Source organism: Pseudomonas sp. WS 5146 (assembly GCF_012985495.1).
Taxonomy (GTDB): domain Bacteria; phylum Pseudomonadota; class Gammaproteobacteria; order Pseudomonadales; family Pseudomonadaceae; genus Aquipseudomonas; species Aquipseudomonas edaphica.
In genome coordinates, this window is the sequence record NZ_JAAQWL010000001.1 from 806,254 (window position 1) to 821,015 (window position 14,762).

At 59.2% G+C, this 14,762-nt stretch carries 13 protein-coding genes; 6 read left to right on the plus strand and 7 right to left on the minus strand.

All coding sequences use genetic code 11. The features are described 5' to 3' along the window. The first annotated feature begins 123 nt into the window (after positions 1 to 123). Positions 124 to 726 (plus strand): cold-shock protein, encoded by a 603-nt coding sequence (locus tag HBO41_RS29655; protein WP_003193875.1) that lies wholly within the window; start codon positions 124 to 126, stop codon positions 724 to 726. An 85-nt stretch (positions 727 to 811) separates the two neighbouring features. Here HBO41_RS29655 and HBO41_RS03700 read toward each other — a convergent pair whose 3' ends face one another. Then, a complete protein-coding gene (locus tag HBO41_RS03700) occupies positions 812 to 1,018 on the minus strand; it encodes a SlyX family protein (RefSeq protein ID WP_017139805.1) in 207 nt (68 codons plus the stop codon). Between the two features lie 3 nt (positions 1,019 to 1,021). Further along, on the minus strand, positions 1,022 to 1,447 hold the full coding sequence (locus HBO41_RS03705) for an HIT domain-containing protein (protein ID WP_017139804.1): 426 nt from the start codon (positions 1,445 to 1,447) through the stop codon (positions 1,022 to 1,024). Positions 1,448 to 2,188: 741 nt separating this feature from the next. Between HBO41_RS03705 and HBO41_RS03710 the strand changes: the two genes are divergently transcribed. Then, positions 2,189 to 3,487, plus strand: coding sequence for an OprD family porin (locus HBO41_RS03710; RefSeq protein WP_017139803.1), 1,299 nt, complete (start codon positions 2,189 to 2,191; stop codon positions 3,485 to 3,487). 190 nt (positions 3,488 to 3,677) lie between these two features. On the opposite strand, the gene HBO41_RS03715 is transcribed toward HBO41_RS03710, so the two are convergent. Further along, complete coding sequence (locus HBO41_RS03715; protein ID WP_099549392.1) at positions 3,678 to 4,520, minus strand: mechanosensitive ion channel family protein; 843 nt, start codon at positions 4,518 to 4,520, stop codon at positions 3,678 to 3,680. 136 nt (positions 4,521 to 4,656) lie between these two features. After that, positions 4,657 to 5,142: a YajQ family cyclic di-GMP-binding protein gene (locus HBO41_RS03720; protein WP_003209785.1), complete on the minus strand. Its 486-nt coding sequence runs from the start codon at positions 5,140 to 5,142 to the stop codon at positions 4,657 to 4,659. Between the two features lie 123 nt (positions 5,143 to 5,265). Here HBO41_RS03720 and HBO41_RS03725 point away from each other — a divergent pair, with 123 nt between their 5' ends. Genes HBO41_RS03725 through HBO41_RS03735 form a run of 3 tightly spaced genes read left to right on the plus strand, consistent with a single transcriptional unit; the run spans position 5,266 to position 8,847 of the window. Continuing rightward, positions 5,266 to 6,183, plus strand: coding sequence for a putative 2-dehydropantoate 2-reductase (locus HBO41_RS03725; RefSeq protein WP_169985146.1), 918 nt, complete (start codon positions 5,266 to 5,268; stop codon positions 6,181 to 6,183). 46 nt (positions 6,184 to 6,229) lie between these two features. Beyond that, complete coding sequence (locus HBO41_RS03730; protein WP_017139800.1) at positions 6,230 to 8,266, plus strand: ATP-binding protein; 2,037 nt, start codon at positions 6,230 to 6,232, stop codon at positions 8,264 to 8,266. Between the two features lie 2 nt (positions 8,267 to 8,268). Continuing rightward, entirely contained in the window at positions 8,269 to 8,847 is a 579-nt protein-coding gene (locus HBO41_RS03735) for a cob(I)yrinic acid a,c-diamide adenosyltransferase (RefSeq protein ID WP_017139799.1), read from the plus strand. A 108-nt stretch (positions 8,848 to 8,955) separates the two neighbouring features. Here the strand turns inward: HBO41_RS03735 and HBO41_RS03740 are convergent, their stop codons facing one another. The 3 genes from HBO41_RS03740 to secA all read right to left on the minus strand — a co-directional run bounded on the left by HBO41_RS03740 (position 8,956) and on the right by secA (position 13,997). Then, positions 8,956 to 9,900: a Nudix family hydrolase gene (locus tag HBO41_RS03740; RefSeq protein WP_169985148.1), complete on the minus strand. Its 945-nt coding sequence runs from the start codon at positions 9,898 to 9,900 to the stop codon at positions 8,956 to 8,958. 19 nt (positions 9,901 to 9,919) lie between these two features. Continuing rightward, a complete protein-coding gene (argJ, locus tag HBO41_RS03745; RefSeq protein ID WP_169985151.1) occupies positions 9,920 to 11,137 on the minus strand; it encodes a bifunctional glutamate N-acetyltransferase/amino-acid acetyltransferase ArgJ in 1,218 nt (405 codons plus the stop codon). 124 nt (positions 11,138 to 11,261) lie between these two features. Further along, a complete protein-coding gene (gene secA, locus HBO41_RS03750) occupies positions 11,262 to 13,997 on the minus strand; it encodes a preprotein translocase subunit SecA (RefSeq protein WP_017139796.1) in 2,736 nt (911 codons plus the stop codon). 305 nt (positions 13,998 to 14,302) lie between these two features. On the opposite strand from secA, the gene HBO41_RS03755 reads away from it, so the two are divergent. Beyond that, complete coding sequence (locus HBO41_RS03755) at positions 14,303 to 14,758, plus strand: DUF721 domain-containing protein (protein WP_017139795.1); 456 nt, start codon at positions 14,303 to 14,305, stop codon at positions 14,756 to 14,758. The last annotated feature ends 4 nt before the right edge of the window (positions 14,759 to 14,762 follow it).

The following is a 14,762-nucleotide window of genomic DNA, read 5'->3' on the forward strand; positions in this document are numbered from 1 at the left end:
TCATTTCTGCGGTACGCCACATAGGCTGATACCCGCGCACGTGCTCAACGCCTCCCATTGTTCAGAAGCGAACCGTGCCAGTCAGCTCTTCCTTGTGATCCGTCTTAACGTGAGTTAATCAAAATGTTGAAAATCGTCCACCTCCTGACGGGCGTTGCAGCGTTGCTGCTGTCCTTTATTCCGAGTCTGCAGCCTGAAAGCCTGCCGTACCTGGAACAACACGACGCCCTGTACCTGGCCTTGTTCGGCCTTCTTAACCTGACGCTCGCACCGGTAATCCCTTACTGGAACAAAGGCACGCGTCATCAACTGCAAAACCTGGTCAGCGCGCTGTTGGTACTGACCGTTGTCGTGCAAACCCTCACCCTCCTGGCACCTATGCCTGAAGTGGGCGGCCACCCGGCCATCCTGCTCAGTCTGGTGATTGCTGTGGTCGCCATCGTTCTTCACCTGGCCATCAGCTTCTACCGTTCGTCGCCTGCCGCGGCGTCGCAAAACTACGACATGACCAACCGGGATACCGGGACCGTCAAGTGGTTCAACACCTCCAAAGGCTTCGGCTTTATTTCCCGCGATTCGGGCGACGATATCTTCGTCCACTTCCGGGCCATCCGTGGCGAAGGCCATCGCGTCCTGGTCGAAGGCCAGCGCGTGGAGTTCTCCGTCATGAACCGCGACAAAGGCCTGCAAGCCGAAGACGTGATTGCGGCCTTGCCGCGTCGCTGATTCCTACCCGCAGCGCATAAAAAAACCGCGATCCGGCTGAGCTGGATCGCGATTTTTTATGCGCGGCTGTTTAACGAAGGGCCGTTTAATAATGTGGCGGCGGTGCTTCTTCTTCGGAGGTCTCGAACTGCCCGCCCATTTCCTCCTGGCGCTTGAGCAGCGCCGTCATCTGCATTTGCAGGCGCTCAACCGCACGCTGCTGAGTGACCAGGATGTCATTGAGGGTTTCGATGGTGTCGTCCTGGAAGGCCAGGCGGCTTTCCAGATCGGTAACGCGGTCTTGCAGGTCCATGATTCAGTCCTGGCTAAAGATGAAGTCGGCAGGCAATAGCCCGCGCAATTGGCTGCGAATCGCCGCCACTTGCTCTTCGGTATAAGGCCGGGCCGGGTGCTTGCCCCAGACCGGTGCCGGCCAGGCCGCATCGTCACGTTTGCGCACAATCACATGCACGTGCAACTGACTGACGACATTCCCCAGCGCGCCGATGTTCATTTTGTCGGCGGCAAAGCCCGTGTTGAGCTGTTGCGCCAAGACTGTCGTTTCTTGCCACAGTATCTGTTGATCTGCGACATCCAGTTGAAACACTTCGCTGATACCGTTGATGCGCGGCACCAGGATGAACCAGGGGTAATTGGCGTCGTTGGACAGCAGCAGGCGGCAGAGCGGGAAGTCCCCAATGGCCAGTGTGTCTTGTTGCAGGCGTTGGTCTAAGGCGAACACGCGGCACTCCGTTCGGCAGGTCAATTTCAGGTGCCCAGCATACCTTCGAATGCCCGAGGCTTCACGGCGAATGCGGGAGCGTTCAGGCAACCGGGCAAAAAAGCACGCACCCTTTCGAGGCAGGCAAATATTTGAGCTACGCTAAATCGGGCCTCAGCGGGATGCACCAAAATGACCCACCCGTGCCTCAAAGGGATCCGCCAATTACCCACTCAAGGGGTGAACCGGTAACGCTTTACCCTGGCACAGGATTTTTGTACCTCCCAACAGGTGTTTCAGCGGGGCGTCAAGCCCAAACCAAACGACGTAAAAAGCCCGTGCTTATGCGGTTTTTACACGGCCGTAACGTTTTTCACGAAAAAATGACATTCGGTTACCGCTTTGTGCACGCTTGTTGCATTCACACCCGTATCGTCGGCAACGGCACCCGTATGGATACAGGTGTTACGCGATAAGAAACAGTAGCGTTCAGGTGCCTTTCAAGGATGAGTTCAAACTTCGCAAGGGGTATGAATACTGCACTTTAGTTGTCAGCCTGGTCACACTCGGGCTGTGAATTTGCGACAGGGAAATAGCAATTTACGACAGCCTCGTAAAGAAGCTGAAAGGATAGATGAGTAAGTATCGTCAATAGGGTCTGCGTGATATAACTTTGCGCCGACACAAAAAAGAAAGAGCCGCCCAGATAAAAATACAGGTGGGACGGCAGTACTCTTCCTAAAACCAAAGGAGCAAATCACGATGCGCGTGATGAAGTGGAGCATGATCGCCCTGGCTGTATCAGCCGGCGTTTCGCAGTACGCAATGGCGTCCGCCCAGGACGATTCCAAAGGCTTTGTTGAAGACAGCACTTTCGGCATCAATACTCGTATGTTGTATTTCAGCCGTGATTTCCGTAATGAGCCGGCTGGCGGCTACAAAATCATCAATGGCAAGGCTCAAAGCCGTGTCGAAGAAACTGGCCTGGGCTTCAACGCACTGTACCAATCGGGTTTCACCCAGGGCACCATCGGTGTCGGTGTTGACGTGATCGGCCTGCTGGGCGTGAAACTGGACAGCGGCAAGGGTCGCTCGGGCACTGGCCTGTTCCCTACCGGTGCCGACGGTCGCTCGCAAGACGACTACTCCAAAGGCGGCGGCGCCGTTAAGTTCCGCATCTCCGACACCGTGCTTAAAGTCGGCGACCAGTACACCACCGCGCCTGTGTTCGCGTCCGACGACAGCCGCTTGCTGCCAGAGCTGCCGCAAGGTATATCGATCACCAGCAACGAGATCAAGGGTCTGAAACTCGAAGGCGGTCACTTCACCTCGAGCGTGGCACAAGCACAGACATACCGTGACAGCCTGGGCCTGACCAAAACCGACTTTATCGGTGGTGTCTATGCCCTGACGCCGGAAGTCAGCGCCAGCCTCTACTACGCGAAGACCGAAGACTACTGGAAGAAGACCTACGCCAACCTGAACTGGACTCACGCGCTGAGCAACGATCAGTCCCTGGCCGTTGACTTCAACATCTACAGCACCAAAAGCGATGGCGCCGGCCTGCAGCGCGCAGAAAAAGACAACACCACCAAACTGGATAACCGTGCGTACAGCTTGCAAGGCGCGTACACCATCCAGGCTCACACGTTCACCCTGGCCTACCAGAAAGTCAGCGGTGACGGTGACTACGGCTACGGCGTAGACGGCGGCGGCACGATTTTCCTGGCCAACTCCATCGCCCGTTCCGACTTCAACGCTGAAGACGAAAAATCCTGGCAAGCTCGCTACGACCTGAACATGGCCACTTTCGGCGTGCCAGGCCTGAGCTTCATGACTCGTTATGTCAGCGGTAGCGGCGCCAACACTGGCACCACTTCGAACGGCAAAGAGTGGGAACGCGACATCGAAGCCAAGTACGTGGTTCAGAGCGGCCCGGCAAAAGACCTGAGCCTGCGCGTTCGTCAAGCGACCTATCGTTCGTCTGATGGCGTGTACTACGGTTCGGCGTCGATCGACGAACTGCGTCTGATCGCGCAATACCCGCTGAACATCTTGTAATTAGCTGTTTAATTACAATGATGACTTAAGGCGTAAGCCTTAACTAAAAAGCCGCTCCCCTGTTTTGCAAGGGAGCGGCTTTTTTATTTCAGTTTTATTACACAAGAAAAATAACTAGCAAGCTAAGTAACTACATTGGCCTTACGCATCAAACTTGACCTATCGGCCAAGTTCGACAACCCGCGCTTAGTTATTTGGCAAGCGGTTCTTGCATCACGCGAATAACTCGCTGTGGAAACGGAATATCTATACCCGCCCCTTTCAAACGATCACGCGCCAGTTCATTGAGCATAAACACCACATCCCAATAATCCGGGGTATTGGTCCAGCAACGCAGGGAGACAGTGATCGAACTGTCTCCCAAGGTCGACACCACTGCCACAGGCGCAGGGTCAGCCAGCACGCGTGGGTCTTTGGCCAGCTCCAACAGCACTTCACGGGCTTTCTGCAAATCGGCTTCGTAGTCGACCCCCACATCAAACACCACCTTGCGGGTCGGCTGACGGTTGGTGTTGGTGATGAGGCCGTTGGACAGGCTACCGTTAGGGATGATCACGGTTTTGTTGTCGCCGGTGCGCAACACGGTGTGGAAGATCTGGATGCTGTCGACGGTACCGGAAGTGCCTTGTGCTTCGATCCAGTCACCAATGCGAAACGGACGGAACAACAGGATCAGTACGCCACCGGCGAAGTTCGCCAGGCTGCCTTGCAATGCCAGGCCGATGGCCAGAGTAGCTGCACCAATCGCGGCCACGAACGAGGTCGTGGCCACGCCGATCATCGAGGCCACGTTGACCACCAGCATGACTTTGAGCGCGATGTTGGCAAGGTTAGTGATGAAATGTTGCAGCGCCAGGTCGGCATTACGCAGCGCCAGCAAACGCCCCACGCGGTGGGTCAACACGTTAATCAGCCACCAACCGATGGCCAGGGTGACCACGGCCAGCAAAAACCGGCTGCCGTATTCCATAATCATCGGGAGCCAAGACTCAGAGGTCTTGATCAGGTGATCCATTTCAACGTTTAAATCCATCTATCTTCTCCTGTTGCGCGGATGTGCGGCTTAATTGACTGCCTTAAAACGCAAATGAGCCCCGAAGGGCTCAAGTGTAGGCACTGTTTCTGGGGCGTGGGACGTCAAAAACGCCCACAGGTTCCCCAATGTGCCATCAGTCGCGGAAGTTATTGAACTGCAGCGGCATGTCAAAGGTCTTGGCGCGCAGGGCAGCAATGGCTTCCTGCAGGTCGTCACGCTTCTTGCCGGTGATACGTACCTGCTCGCCCTGGATGGCGGCCTGGACCTTTAGCTTGGCATCTTTGACGTGAGCGACGATCTTCTTCGCCAGCTCCTTGTCGATGCCTTCCTTCAGCACGGCTTCCTGCTTCATCAGTTTGCCGGAGGCGTAGGCGTCCTTGATTTCTAGGCATTGCGCGTCGATCTTGCGCTTGACCAACGACAGCTTGAGGATCTCGATCATCGCTTCCAGCTGGAAATCGGCTTCAGCGGTCAGGTTGACGGTCAGTTCCTTTTCCTTGAACTCGAAGCTGCCCTTGCCCTTCAAGTCATAGCGACGGTCCAGTTCCTTGACGGCGTTTTCGACGGCGTTGGTGACTTCGTGTTTGTCCAGTTCGGATACCACGTCGAACGAAGGCATGTCATTTCTCCAATATAAGGGGCGGGCTCAGTAGAGATGGAGCGCGCCCAAGCTAAAATGCCGAGGCATTATAGCGGTTCTTTCGCACCATTCATCGCAGGCGACCCTACGGAGCACAAACTGATGTCGACCACCTGGCATATTCTCGGCGCCGGCAGCCTGGGCACCCTCTGGGCCACACGATTGTCGCGCGCGGGCCTGCCCGTGCGGCTGATAGTGCGGGATGCCGCGCGCCTGGCCAGCTATCACCAGGCGGGCGGCCTGACCCTGGTGGAACACGGCGTAGAAAATACTTACCTGGTGATCGGCGAAACACCTGACAGCCCCGGGCCGATTCATCGCCTGCTGGTGGCGTGCAAAGCCTACGACGCCCAAAGAGCCATCGCACAGCTGCAACACCGATTGGCACCCGACGCTGAGCTGATCCTGCTGCAAAACGGCCTTGGCAGCCAGGATGCGGTGGCCGCGCAACTGCCCCAGGCCCGCTGTATCTTTGCCTCCAGCACCGAAGGCGCGTTTCGCGACGGCGATTGGCGCGTGGTCTTCGCCGGCCACGGCTACACCTGGCTGGGAGACGCGCGGCACCCCACTCCCCCGCTGTGGCTGGACGACCTGCACGCCGCCGGCATTCCCCATGAGTGGAGCACCGACATCCTGACGCGTTTATGGCGCAAGCTGGCGCTCAATTGCGCCATTAACCCATTGACCGTGCTTTACCAGTGCCGCAACGGCGGCCTGCAAGCCCACCAATGCGAAGTCGCGACCTTGTGCGCCGAACTCAGCGAGTTGCTCGAATGCTGCGGCCAACCCGCCGCCGCCCAGGACCTGCACAGCGAAGTGCAACGGGTGATCCAGGCCACCGCGGCCAATTATTCGTCCATGTATCAGGACGTGGCCTCCAGCCGTCGCACCGAAATCAGCTACCTGCTCGGTTATGCGTGCCAGGCGGCAGAGCGCCATCAATTGGTGCTGCCGCATCTGCAACAGTTGCGGGCGCGCCTGGTCGACTACTTGCACACACGCGGATTGGCCAGCGACTGAGGCACGCGCTACCCTGCCTACCTGTCTATCACCTGGAAAAAACCTGATGCCACTGCGCCAGCGTCTAGAAAATCTACCGGTAGGGCAGAAACTGCTGGCCGCCCTGCTGGTGCTGTTGACCACGGTATTACTGGTGGCCAACCTGACGTTTATCAGTGCCGCCTATTGGATCTCCCAGGAAAGCATGGCGCCCCAGGCGTTGCAGGCCATCGGTCGATTGGTGTCCAACCCGTCGCTGGCCGCCGAAGCCCTTGAATCCCCGGCGAAGGCCGACGCCCTGCTCAATGAGCTGACTAGCTATTCGCCATTACGCGCCGCCGCGCTGTACGACGGCGACGGCACCTTGCTGGCGCAGATGCAGCACGGCAACCGCCTGCACCTGCCGGAAAACTACCGGCATATCGAAGCCTGGCGCCTCACTGAGTTTCGCAGCAACCAGGTCATCACCCTGCCCCGCGCTGGCCAGCCGTCCGGGCATTTGCTGTTGGTGGCCAGCAGTGAGCTGCCTATGGCGTTCTATACCGGCACATTGACCGCCAGCCTCGGCATCCTGATTTTCAGCGTATTGCTGTGGCTGATCATCGCCCGCCAGATCAAACGCCTGATCACCCGCCCGATCCATGAGCTGGAAGAACTCTCACGCCAGGTGACGCGCGAAGAGAACTACGCCCTGCGCGCCGGGCGCGGCAACCATGATGAAATCGGCAGCCTGGCCGAAGCCTTCAACACCATGTTGTCGCGCATCGAAGCCCGCGAGCAGCAGCTCAAACGTGCGCGAGACGACTCTCAGGCCGCCTACGACCAAGCCCAGGGCCTGGCCGAAGAAACACGCCACACCAACCGCAAGCTCGAACTGGAAGTGCAGGTGCGCAGCAAGATCGAGAAAAAGCTCACCGGCTTCCAGAACTACCTCAACAGCATCATCGACTCGATGCCGTCGGCGCTGATCGCCCTGGATGAACAGCTTTACGTCACCCAATGGAACCAGGAAGCCACGGCGCTTTCCGGCACGCGCCTGGATGAAGCGCTGAACCAGCCGATCTTCCTCGCCTTCCAGCCGCTCAAACCGTACCTGCCGCAGATAAAAGCCACGGTGGAGCAGCACACGGTGGAGCGCATTGAGCGTGTCACCTGGATCAAGGATGACGAACCCAAGCATTACGCCCTGACCTTCTACCCGTTGATGGGCGGTGCCGGGCGCGGCGTGGTGATCCGTATCGACGACATCACCCAGCGTTTGTCCCTGGAAGAAATGATGGTGCAGTCGGAAAAAATGCTCTCCGTGGGCGGCCTGGCTGCGGGCATGGCCCATGAAATCAACAACCCGCTGGGGGCGATCCTGCATAACGTGCAGAACATCCGCCGGCGCCTGTCCCCCGACCTGCCGAAGAACCTGGAACACGCCGAACAGGCGGGTATCGAGCTGGAGACGGTCAACCACTACCTGCAAAGCCGCGAAGTCCCGCAATTGCTCGATGGCATCCAGCAAGCCGGCGCGCGGGCGGCGAAAATCGTCACCCATATGCTCAGCTTCAGCCGCCGCAGTAACCGCCAGATGGCGCCGTGCGACTTACCGGCACTGATCGACCAGGCCGTGGAAATTGCCGGTAACGACTTCGACCTGACCATCGGCTTCGACTTCAAGGGCCAGGCGATCATCCGCCAGTTCGACCCGCAACTGGGCCCGGTGCCCGGTACCGCCAACGAGCTGGAACAGGTGCTGCTCAATCTGCTGAAAAACGCTGCGCAAGCCATTCACCTGCGTGAAGACGACAGCGAGCCGGGGCGCATCATCTTGCGCACCCGCCTCAACCCGCCGTGGGCGGAGATCCAGGTGGAAGACAATGGCATCGGCATGAGCGAAAACGTGCGCAAACGCACGTTCGAGCCGTTCTTCACCACCAAGGAAATCGGCCAAGGCACCGGGCTTGGGCTGTCGGTGTCGTACTTCATCATCACCAACAACCATAAAGGCCAGATGGAAGTGCATTCCACCCTCGGCCAAGGCACCTGTTTTACCCTGCGCCTGCCGTTGGCCGGCAGCCAGATGCCACCCTATGAACTGACTCAACTGGAGCAATGACCATGGGCTTTCGCCTGTCGAAGATCTACACCCGCACCGGCGACAAGGGCGAGACGGGCCTGGGTGATGGCCGTCGCGTGCCCAAGGACCACCCTCGCGTGGAAGCCATTGGCGAGGTGGATACGCTGAACAGCCAGTTGGGTTTGCTGCTGGCCAACCTTGAAGAACAGAGCGGCCAGCACCCGCAACTCAAGGAGGTGATCGAGGTGCTTACGCCGTGCCAGCACCGCTTGTTCGACTTGGGCGGTGAGTTGGCGATGCCCGTGTACAAAGCGTTGAATGCCGCAGAAGTCGACCGGCTGGAAGCGGCGATTGACCGTTGGAATGAGGAAGTCGGGCCGCTGGAAAACTTCATCTTGCCCGGCGGTTCAGCGCTGATTGCCCAGGCCCATGTGTGCCGCAGCCTGGCGCGCAGTGCGGAGCGGCGGTGTCAGCAGTTGAATGCGATTGAGCCGTTGGAAGGCGTGGGGCTTGCGTATATCAATCGGTTGTCGGATGTGCTGTTTGTGGCGGCGCGGGTGATTGCCAAGCGTCAGGGTGTGGTGGAAGTATTGTGGCAGGCGGCGGCCAAGCCTCACTAAGTTCGTTCCCACGCTCTGCGTGGGAATGCAGCCCTGGACGCTCCGCGTCCCAAAGCGTGACGCGGAGCGTCACAAGAGGCATTCCCACGCAGAGCGTGGGAACGATCATCATGCCTCAGGCCAGAACGCGCGAATGCCTGCCACACCCTGAGCCCCGGCTTCCCAAGCCTGTTCCCGCTCAGCCGGCCCAAGCCCGCCCAGCAGAAACACCGGTTTACTGAACCCACGGATCAACTCTACCGCCTGCTCCCAACCCAACGGCTGGGCATCGGGATGAGTCTGGGTCGGCTGCACCGGCGACAGCGTGACGAAATCCACGTCCATCATCTCTGCCAGTGCCAGCTCTTCGGCGTTGTGGCAAGAAGCCGCCAACCAGCGATCCTTCGGCAGCGGGCGGCCTTTGCTCGCGTATTTACGCAACTGCGCCGAGGTCATGTGCCAGCCGGCGGCAGGGAAATCCCCCAGCCATTCGAACGGCCCTTTAAGCATCAGTTGCGCCTTGCCGGCACACAGGCCCACCGCGTCCACCGCCAGGTCACGGTATTTAGGGTCGTAACCGTTGGGCGCGCGCAGTTGAACCAGCTTGATGCCACCGGCAATGGCTTTCTGGACACCTCGCAACAAGGTGGGGGCTTCCAGTTCGCCTGGTGTGATCAAGTATTCAGCGGGCAAACGGGCAGCCGCAACAATCGGTGCATTCGCCGCCGGGAACTCATAGTTGAGCAAGTCCCGCGGCGTCACCCATTCCAACGGCTGCCCTTCGGCACCATGGGGCTCGCCGGTAAAGGCCGAGACTTCCCAGACATCCAGCAACACCTGCTTGTCCGGGTAGTCATGCTGCACCTTGATCAGCGGGCGCGCCGTGGTGACCTGGATGCCCAGTTCTTCCTGCAACTCGCGGGACAAAGCGCTTGCGACCGACTCATCAGCCTCCACCTTGCCGCCGGGAAACTCCCAGAGGCCGCCTTGGTGCTGGGTATCGGCACGGCGTGCCAGCAGGATCCTGCCGTCGACGCCACGGATCACCGCTGCTGCTACATGCACTCGTTTCACCAGGTTTTCCTCTTGGCTGTCAGGTGCGGTATTCCGCGTTGATCTTTACGTACTCGTGGGACAGGTCGGTGGTCCAGATGGTTTCGCTGCAGTCGCCGCGCCCCAACTCGATGCGGATGGTGATTTCTTCTTGCTGCATCACCGCCGAGCCCTGGGCTTCGGTGTAGGTTTCAGCGCGAGCGCCACGGCTGGCAATGCACACGTCGCCAAGGAACACGTCGATCTTGCTGACGTCCAGGTCCGGCACACCGGCACGGCCGACGGCAGCGAGGATGCGGCCCCAGTTCGGGTCGGAAGCAAACAGTGCAGTCTTGATCAGGGGCGAGTGGGCCACGGTGTAACCGACATCCAGGCATTCCTGGTGGTTAGCGCCGCCGTTCACTTCAACAGTGACGAACTTGGTTGCGCCCTCACCGTCACGCACGATGGCCTGGGCCACGTCCATGCACACCTCGAACACCGCCTGCTTCAATGCGGCGAACAGCGCGCCCTCGGTGGAGGTGATTTCCGGCAGGTTGGCCTGGCCGGTGGCGATCAGCATGCAGCAGTCGTTGGTCGAGGTGTCGCCATCGATGGTGATGCGGTTGAACGACTTGTTGGCGCCGTCGAGCATCAGGCGCTGCAGCACGTCGCGGGAGACTTTGGCGTCGGTGGCAATGTAGCCGAGCATGGTGGCCATGTTCGGGCGGATCATGCCCGCGCCCTTGCTGATGCCGGTCACGGTAACGGTCACGCCGTCGTGTACAAACTGGCGGCTAGCGCCTTTGGGCAGGGTGTCGGTGGTCATGATGCCGGTGGCCGCAGCCGCCCAGTTATCCACAGACAGGTCATCCAGTGCGGCTTGCAGCGCGCCTTCGATTTTTTCCACCGGCAGCGGCTCACCGATCACGCCGGTGGAGTACGGCAGCACTTGGCTGGCATCCACGCCGGTCAACTGGGCCAGCTTGGCGCAGGTGCGCGCAGCGGCAACCAGGCCTGGCTCGCCGGTACCGGCGTTGGCATTGCCGGTGTTGGTCAGCAGGTAACGGATCGAACCTGCCACGCGTTGCTTGGCCAGGATGACCGGTGCGGCGCAAAACGCGTTGAGCGTGAACACGCCCGCAACCGTCGAGCCTTCGGCACAGCGCATCACCACTACATCTTTGCGCCCCGGGCGCTTGATGCCGGCCGAAGCGATACCGAGTTCAAAACCGGCGACCGGGTACAAAGTGGGCAAAGGACCAAGACCAACAGCCATGAATGCGCTCCTTAAAGAATAGGTGATGTCTGTACCGTCGCGATCAACGGTGAAATTAATGGCAAAACGCCGCGACGGCAAAGGCCGGTCGCGGCGCAGGGTGTTGCAGCGTCAGGCAAAAATCTTAGTTGATTTCGCCGTGGCAGTGTTTGAACTTCTTGCCCGAACCGCACCAGCACAGCTCGTTGCGGCCCAGCTTCTGGTCATTGCGGACCGGGGCTTGAGCCAAGGCCACATCGACCTCTTCGCCCAAGGCTTCCGGCGCTTCCAGACCCGGTGCTTCGTCATGCTGGAACTGCATGCGCGCAGCGAGTGCCTCGGCTTCCTGACGCAGGCGGGCTTCTTCCTCGATCGGGTCTTCGCGACGCACCTGAACGTGGGAGAGCACACGGATCGAATCGCGCTTGATCGAATCCAGCAGCTCGGAGAACAGCGTGAACGACTCGCGCTTGTACTCCTGCTTCGGGTTCTTCTGGGCGTAGCCACGCAGGTGGATACCGTGACGCAGGTGGTCCATGGTCGACAGGTGGTCTTTCCACAGGTCGTCCAGCACGCGCAGTACGATTTGTTTCTCGAAGGTGCGCAGTGCTTCGGCACTCGCCTGCTCTTCTTTCTCGTTGTATGCGGCCAAAAGCTCGGTCATCAGCTTCTCGCGCAGGGTTTCTTCGTACAGGTGGTCGTCTTCGTCCAGCCACTGCTGAACCGGCAAGTCCACACCGAAGTCGCTCTTCAACGCAGCTTCCAGGCCGGCAACATCCCACTGCTCAGGCAGGGACTGTGGCGGGATGTGTGCGCTGACGGTAGCGTTGAGCACGTCCTGACGGAAATCGGCAATCGTCTCGCCAATGTTGTCGGCGGCCAGCAACGTGTTACGCATGTGATAAATCACTTTACGCTGTTCGTTGTTGACGTCATCGAACTCGAGCAGTTGCTTACGAATATCGAAGTTACGGCCTTCGACTTTGCGCTGGGCCTTCTCGATGGCGTTGGTCACCATGCGGTGCTCGATCGCTTCACCGGACTGCATGCCCAGGGCTTTCATGAAATTCTTCACCCGATCCGAGGCGAAGATACGCATCAGGCTGTCTTCCAGCGACAGGTAGAAGCGGCTGGAACCGGCGTCACCCTGACGGCCGGCACGACCACGCAGCTGGTTGTCGATACGACGCGATTCATGACGCTCGGAGGCGATTACCTGCAAACCACCGGATTCCAGCACAGCCTGGTGGCGTTTCTGCCAGTCGGCCTTGATCTGGGCGATTTGCTCAGGGCTTGGGTTTTCCAGTGCCGCAACTTCCACTTCCCAGTTGCCGCCCAACAGGATGTCGGTACCACGACCGGCCATGTTGGTAGCGATGGTCAGCGCGCCTGGGCGACCGGCCTGGGCAATGATCTCGGCTTCTTTTTCGTGGAACTTGGCGTTTAGAACCTTGTGCTCGATGCCTTCCTTGTTGAGCAGGTTGGACACGTGCTCGGAAGTCTCGATGGTGGCAGTACCCACCAGGATCGGACGCCCCTGGGCCATGCCGTCCTTGATGTCGTTGATGATTGCCGCGTATTTCTCTTCGGCCGTCAGGAACACCAGGTCGTTGAAGTCTTTACGCGCCAGCGGCTTGTTCGGTGGAATCACCATCACAGCCAGGTTGTAGATCTGATGGAATTCGAACGCTTCGGTGTCAGCTGTACCGGTCATGCCGGACAGTTTGTTGTACAGACGGAAGTAGTTCTGGAAGGTGGTGGAGGCCAACGTCTGGCTTTCGGCCTGGATGTTGAGCATTTCCTTGGCTTCGATGGCCTGGTGCAGGCCTTCGGACAGACGGCGACCCGGCATGGTACGGCCGGTGTGTTCGTCAACCAGTACGACCTGGCCGTCCTGGACGATGTATTCGACGTTGCGATGGAACAGCTTGTGGGCGCGCAGGCCGGCGTACACGTGGGTCAACAGGCCCAGGTTGTGCGCCGAGTAGAGGCTTTCGCCCTCGGCCAGCTCGCCGATCTGGGTCAGCATCTCTTCGACAAACTGGTGACCGGCTTCGTTGAGTTCAACCTGGCGGGTCTTCTCGTCGATGGTGAAGTGACCTTCTTTGGTCACCACGCCTTCCACTTCCTCAACGTGCTGCACCAGGCGCGGGATCAACTTGTTGATCTCGGTGTACAGGCGCGAGCTGTCTTCGGCCTGGCCGGAGATGATCAGCGGGGTACGCGCTTCGTCGATGAGGATGGAGTCGACTTCGTCGATCACGGCAAAGTTGAGTTCGCGCTGGAATTTTTCTTCCATGCTGAACGCCATGTTGTCGCGCAGGTAATCGAAACCGAATTCGTTGTTGGTGCCGTAGGTAATGTCACACGCATAGGCGGCGCGCTTTTCTTCCGGCGGCTGGAACGGCGTGACTACGCCGACGGTCAGGCCGAGGTATTCATACAGCGGGCGCATCCAGTTGGCGTCCCGGCGGGCCAGGTAGTCGTTCACCGTCACAACGTGCACGCCCTTGCCGGACAGTGCGTTGAGGTAAACGCCCAGGGTTGCCACCAGGGTCTTGCCTTCACCGGTACGCATCTCGGCAATCATGCCTTCATGCAAGGTCATGCCGCCGATCAACTGCACGTCGAAGTGGCGCATGCCCATGACACGCTTACCGGCTTCACGGGCGACCGCAAAGGCTTCAGGCAACAGCTTGTCGAGGGTTTCACCTTTGGCTATGCGGGCCTTGAACTCTTGGGTCTTGGCGCGCAATTGCTCGTCCGACAGGGCAACCATCTGCTCTTCGAAGGCATTGACCAGCTGCACCGTCTTGAGCATGCGTTTGACTTCGCGCTCATTCTTGCTTCCAAAAAGTTTCTTTAACAAAGGCGCAAACATATCGGCAGGTTCTTCCACACATAGGGATGGAGGGCGCACCGTGAGTGGCCCGAGCAGCCCTCACGGCCGCATGCGAACGCGCATTCTACCCGGAATCGTGGGTGAGGAAAGTGGCGTTATTCCCCGATGCTGGCATGGCGCTGTGAGAGGGCCTGTTTAAAATAAGGGCTTTTGCTGGAACTTCAACCCATCAAGCGCAGAAGTTACCTATTGATTTCACTCGCATTGCCCTGCTATCGCTTTGCCTGGGGCCGCACAGGCGCTTTCTGCTAAGATGGCGGCTCTGTTACTTAAGGTGTCTAAACATGGCGTTTCGCCCACTTACAGCCCGCGCGCCCAGCGTGTTGCTCCGCGAAGCCAAACCGTTGAAAGCCATCTTCGGCCACGCGCAACGCTTGGGCCATTTGCAACGCCTTGTAGAAAGCCAACTGCAACCTGCCGCCCGCGAACATTGTCATGTGGCGTCGTGGCGCGAAGGCAATTTACTGTTAATTGTCACCGACGGGCATTGGGCCACCCGCCTGCGCTACCAGCAAAAACGCTTGCAGCGGCAATTAATGGCATTTGAAGAGTTTGCCAGCCTGACCCGCATCCAGTTCAAGGTGCAGCCGCCCACCGTGCAGCAAGGTGCAGTGGGCCACACCATGGACCTGTCGCAGAACGCGGCCGAAACCATTCAAGCCACGGCCGACGGCATCAGCGATCCGGGCCTGCGCGCAGCGTTGGAGCGGTTGGCCGCCCACGCCAGGCCCAAGCCCTGAACCG

Coding starts and splice junctions, on each gene's coding strand:
- HBO41_RS29655 (WP_003193875.1), top strand. CDS start 124: ATGTTGAAAATCGTCCACCTCCTGACGGGCGTTGCAGCGTTGCTGCTG.
- HBO41_RS03700 (WP_017139805.1), bottom strand. CDS start 1,018: ATGGACCTGCAAGACCGCGTTACCGATCTGGAAAGCCGCCTGGCCTTC.
- HBO41_RS03710 (WP_017139803.1), top strand. CDS start 2,189: ATGCGCGTGATGAAGTGGAGCATGATCGCCCTGGCTGTATCAGCCGGC.
- HBO41_RS03715 (WP_099549392.1), bottom strand. CDS start 4,520: ATGGATTTAAACGTTGAAATGGATCACCTGATCAAGACCTCTGAGTCT.
- HBO41_RS03720 (WP_003209785.1), bottom strand. CDS start 5,142: ATGCCTTCGTTCGACGTGGTATCCGAACTGGACAAACACGAAGTCACC.
- HBO41_RS03725 (WP_169985146.1), top strand. CDS start 5,266: ATGTCGACCACCTGGCATATTCTCGGCGCCGGCAGCCTGGGCACCCTC.
- HBO41_RS03730 (WP_017139800.1), top strand. CDS start 6,230: ATGCCACTGCGCCAGCGTCTAGAAAATCTACCGGTAGGGCAGAAACTG.
- HBO41_RS03735 (WP_017139799.1), top strand. CDS start 8,269: ATGGGCTTTCGCCTGTCGAAGATCTACACCCGCACCGGCGACAAGGGC.
- argJ (WP_169985151.1), bottom strand. CDS start 11,137: ATGGCTGTTGGTCTTGGTCCTTTGCCCACTTTGTACCCGGTCGCCGGT.
- secA (WP_017139796.1), bottom strand. CDS start 13,997: ATGTTTGCGCCTTTGTTAAAGAAACTTTTTGGAAGCAAGAATGAGCGC.
- HBO41_RS03755 (WP_017139795.1), top strand. CDS start 14,303: ATGGCGTTTCGCCCACTTACAGCCCGCGCGCCCAGCGTGTTGCTCCGC.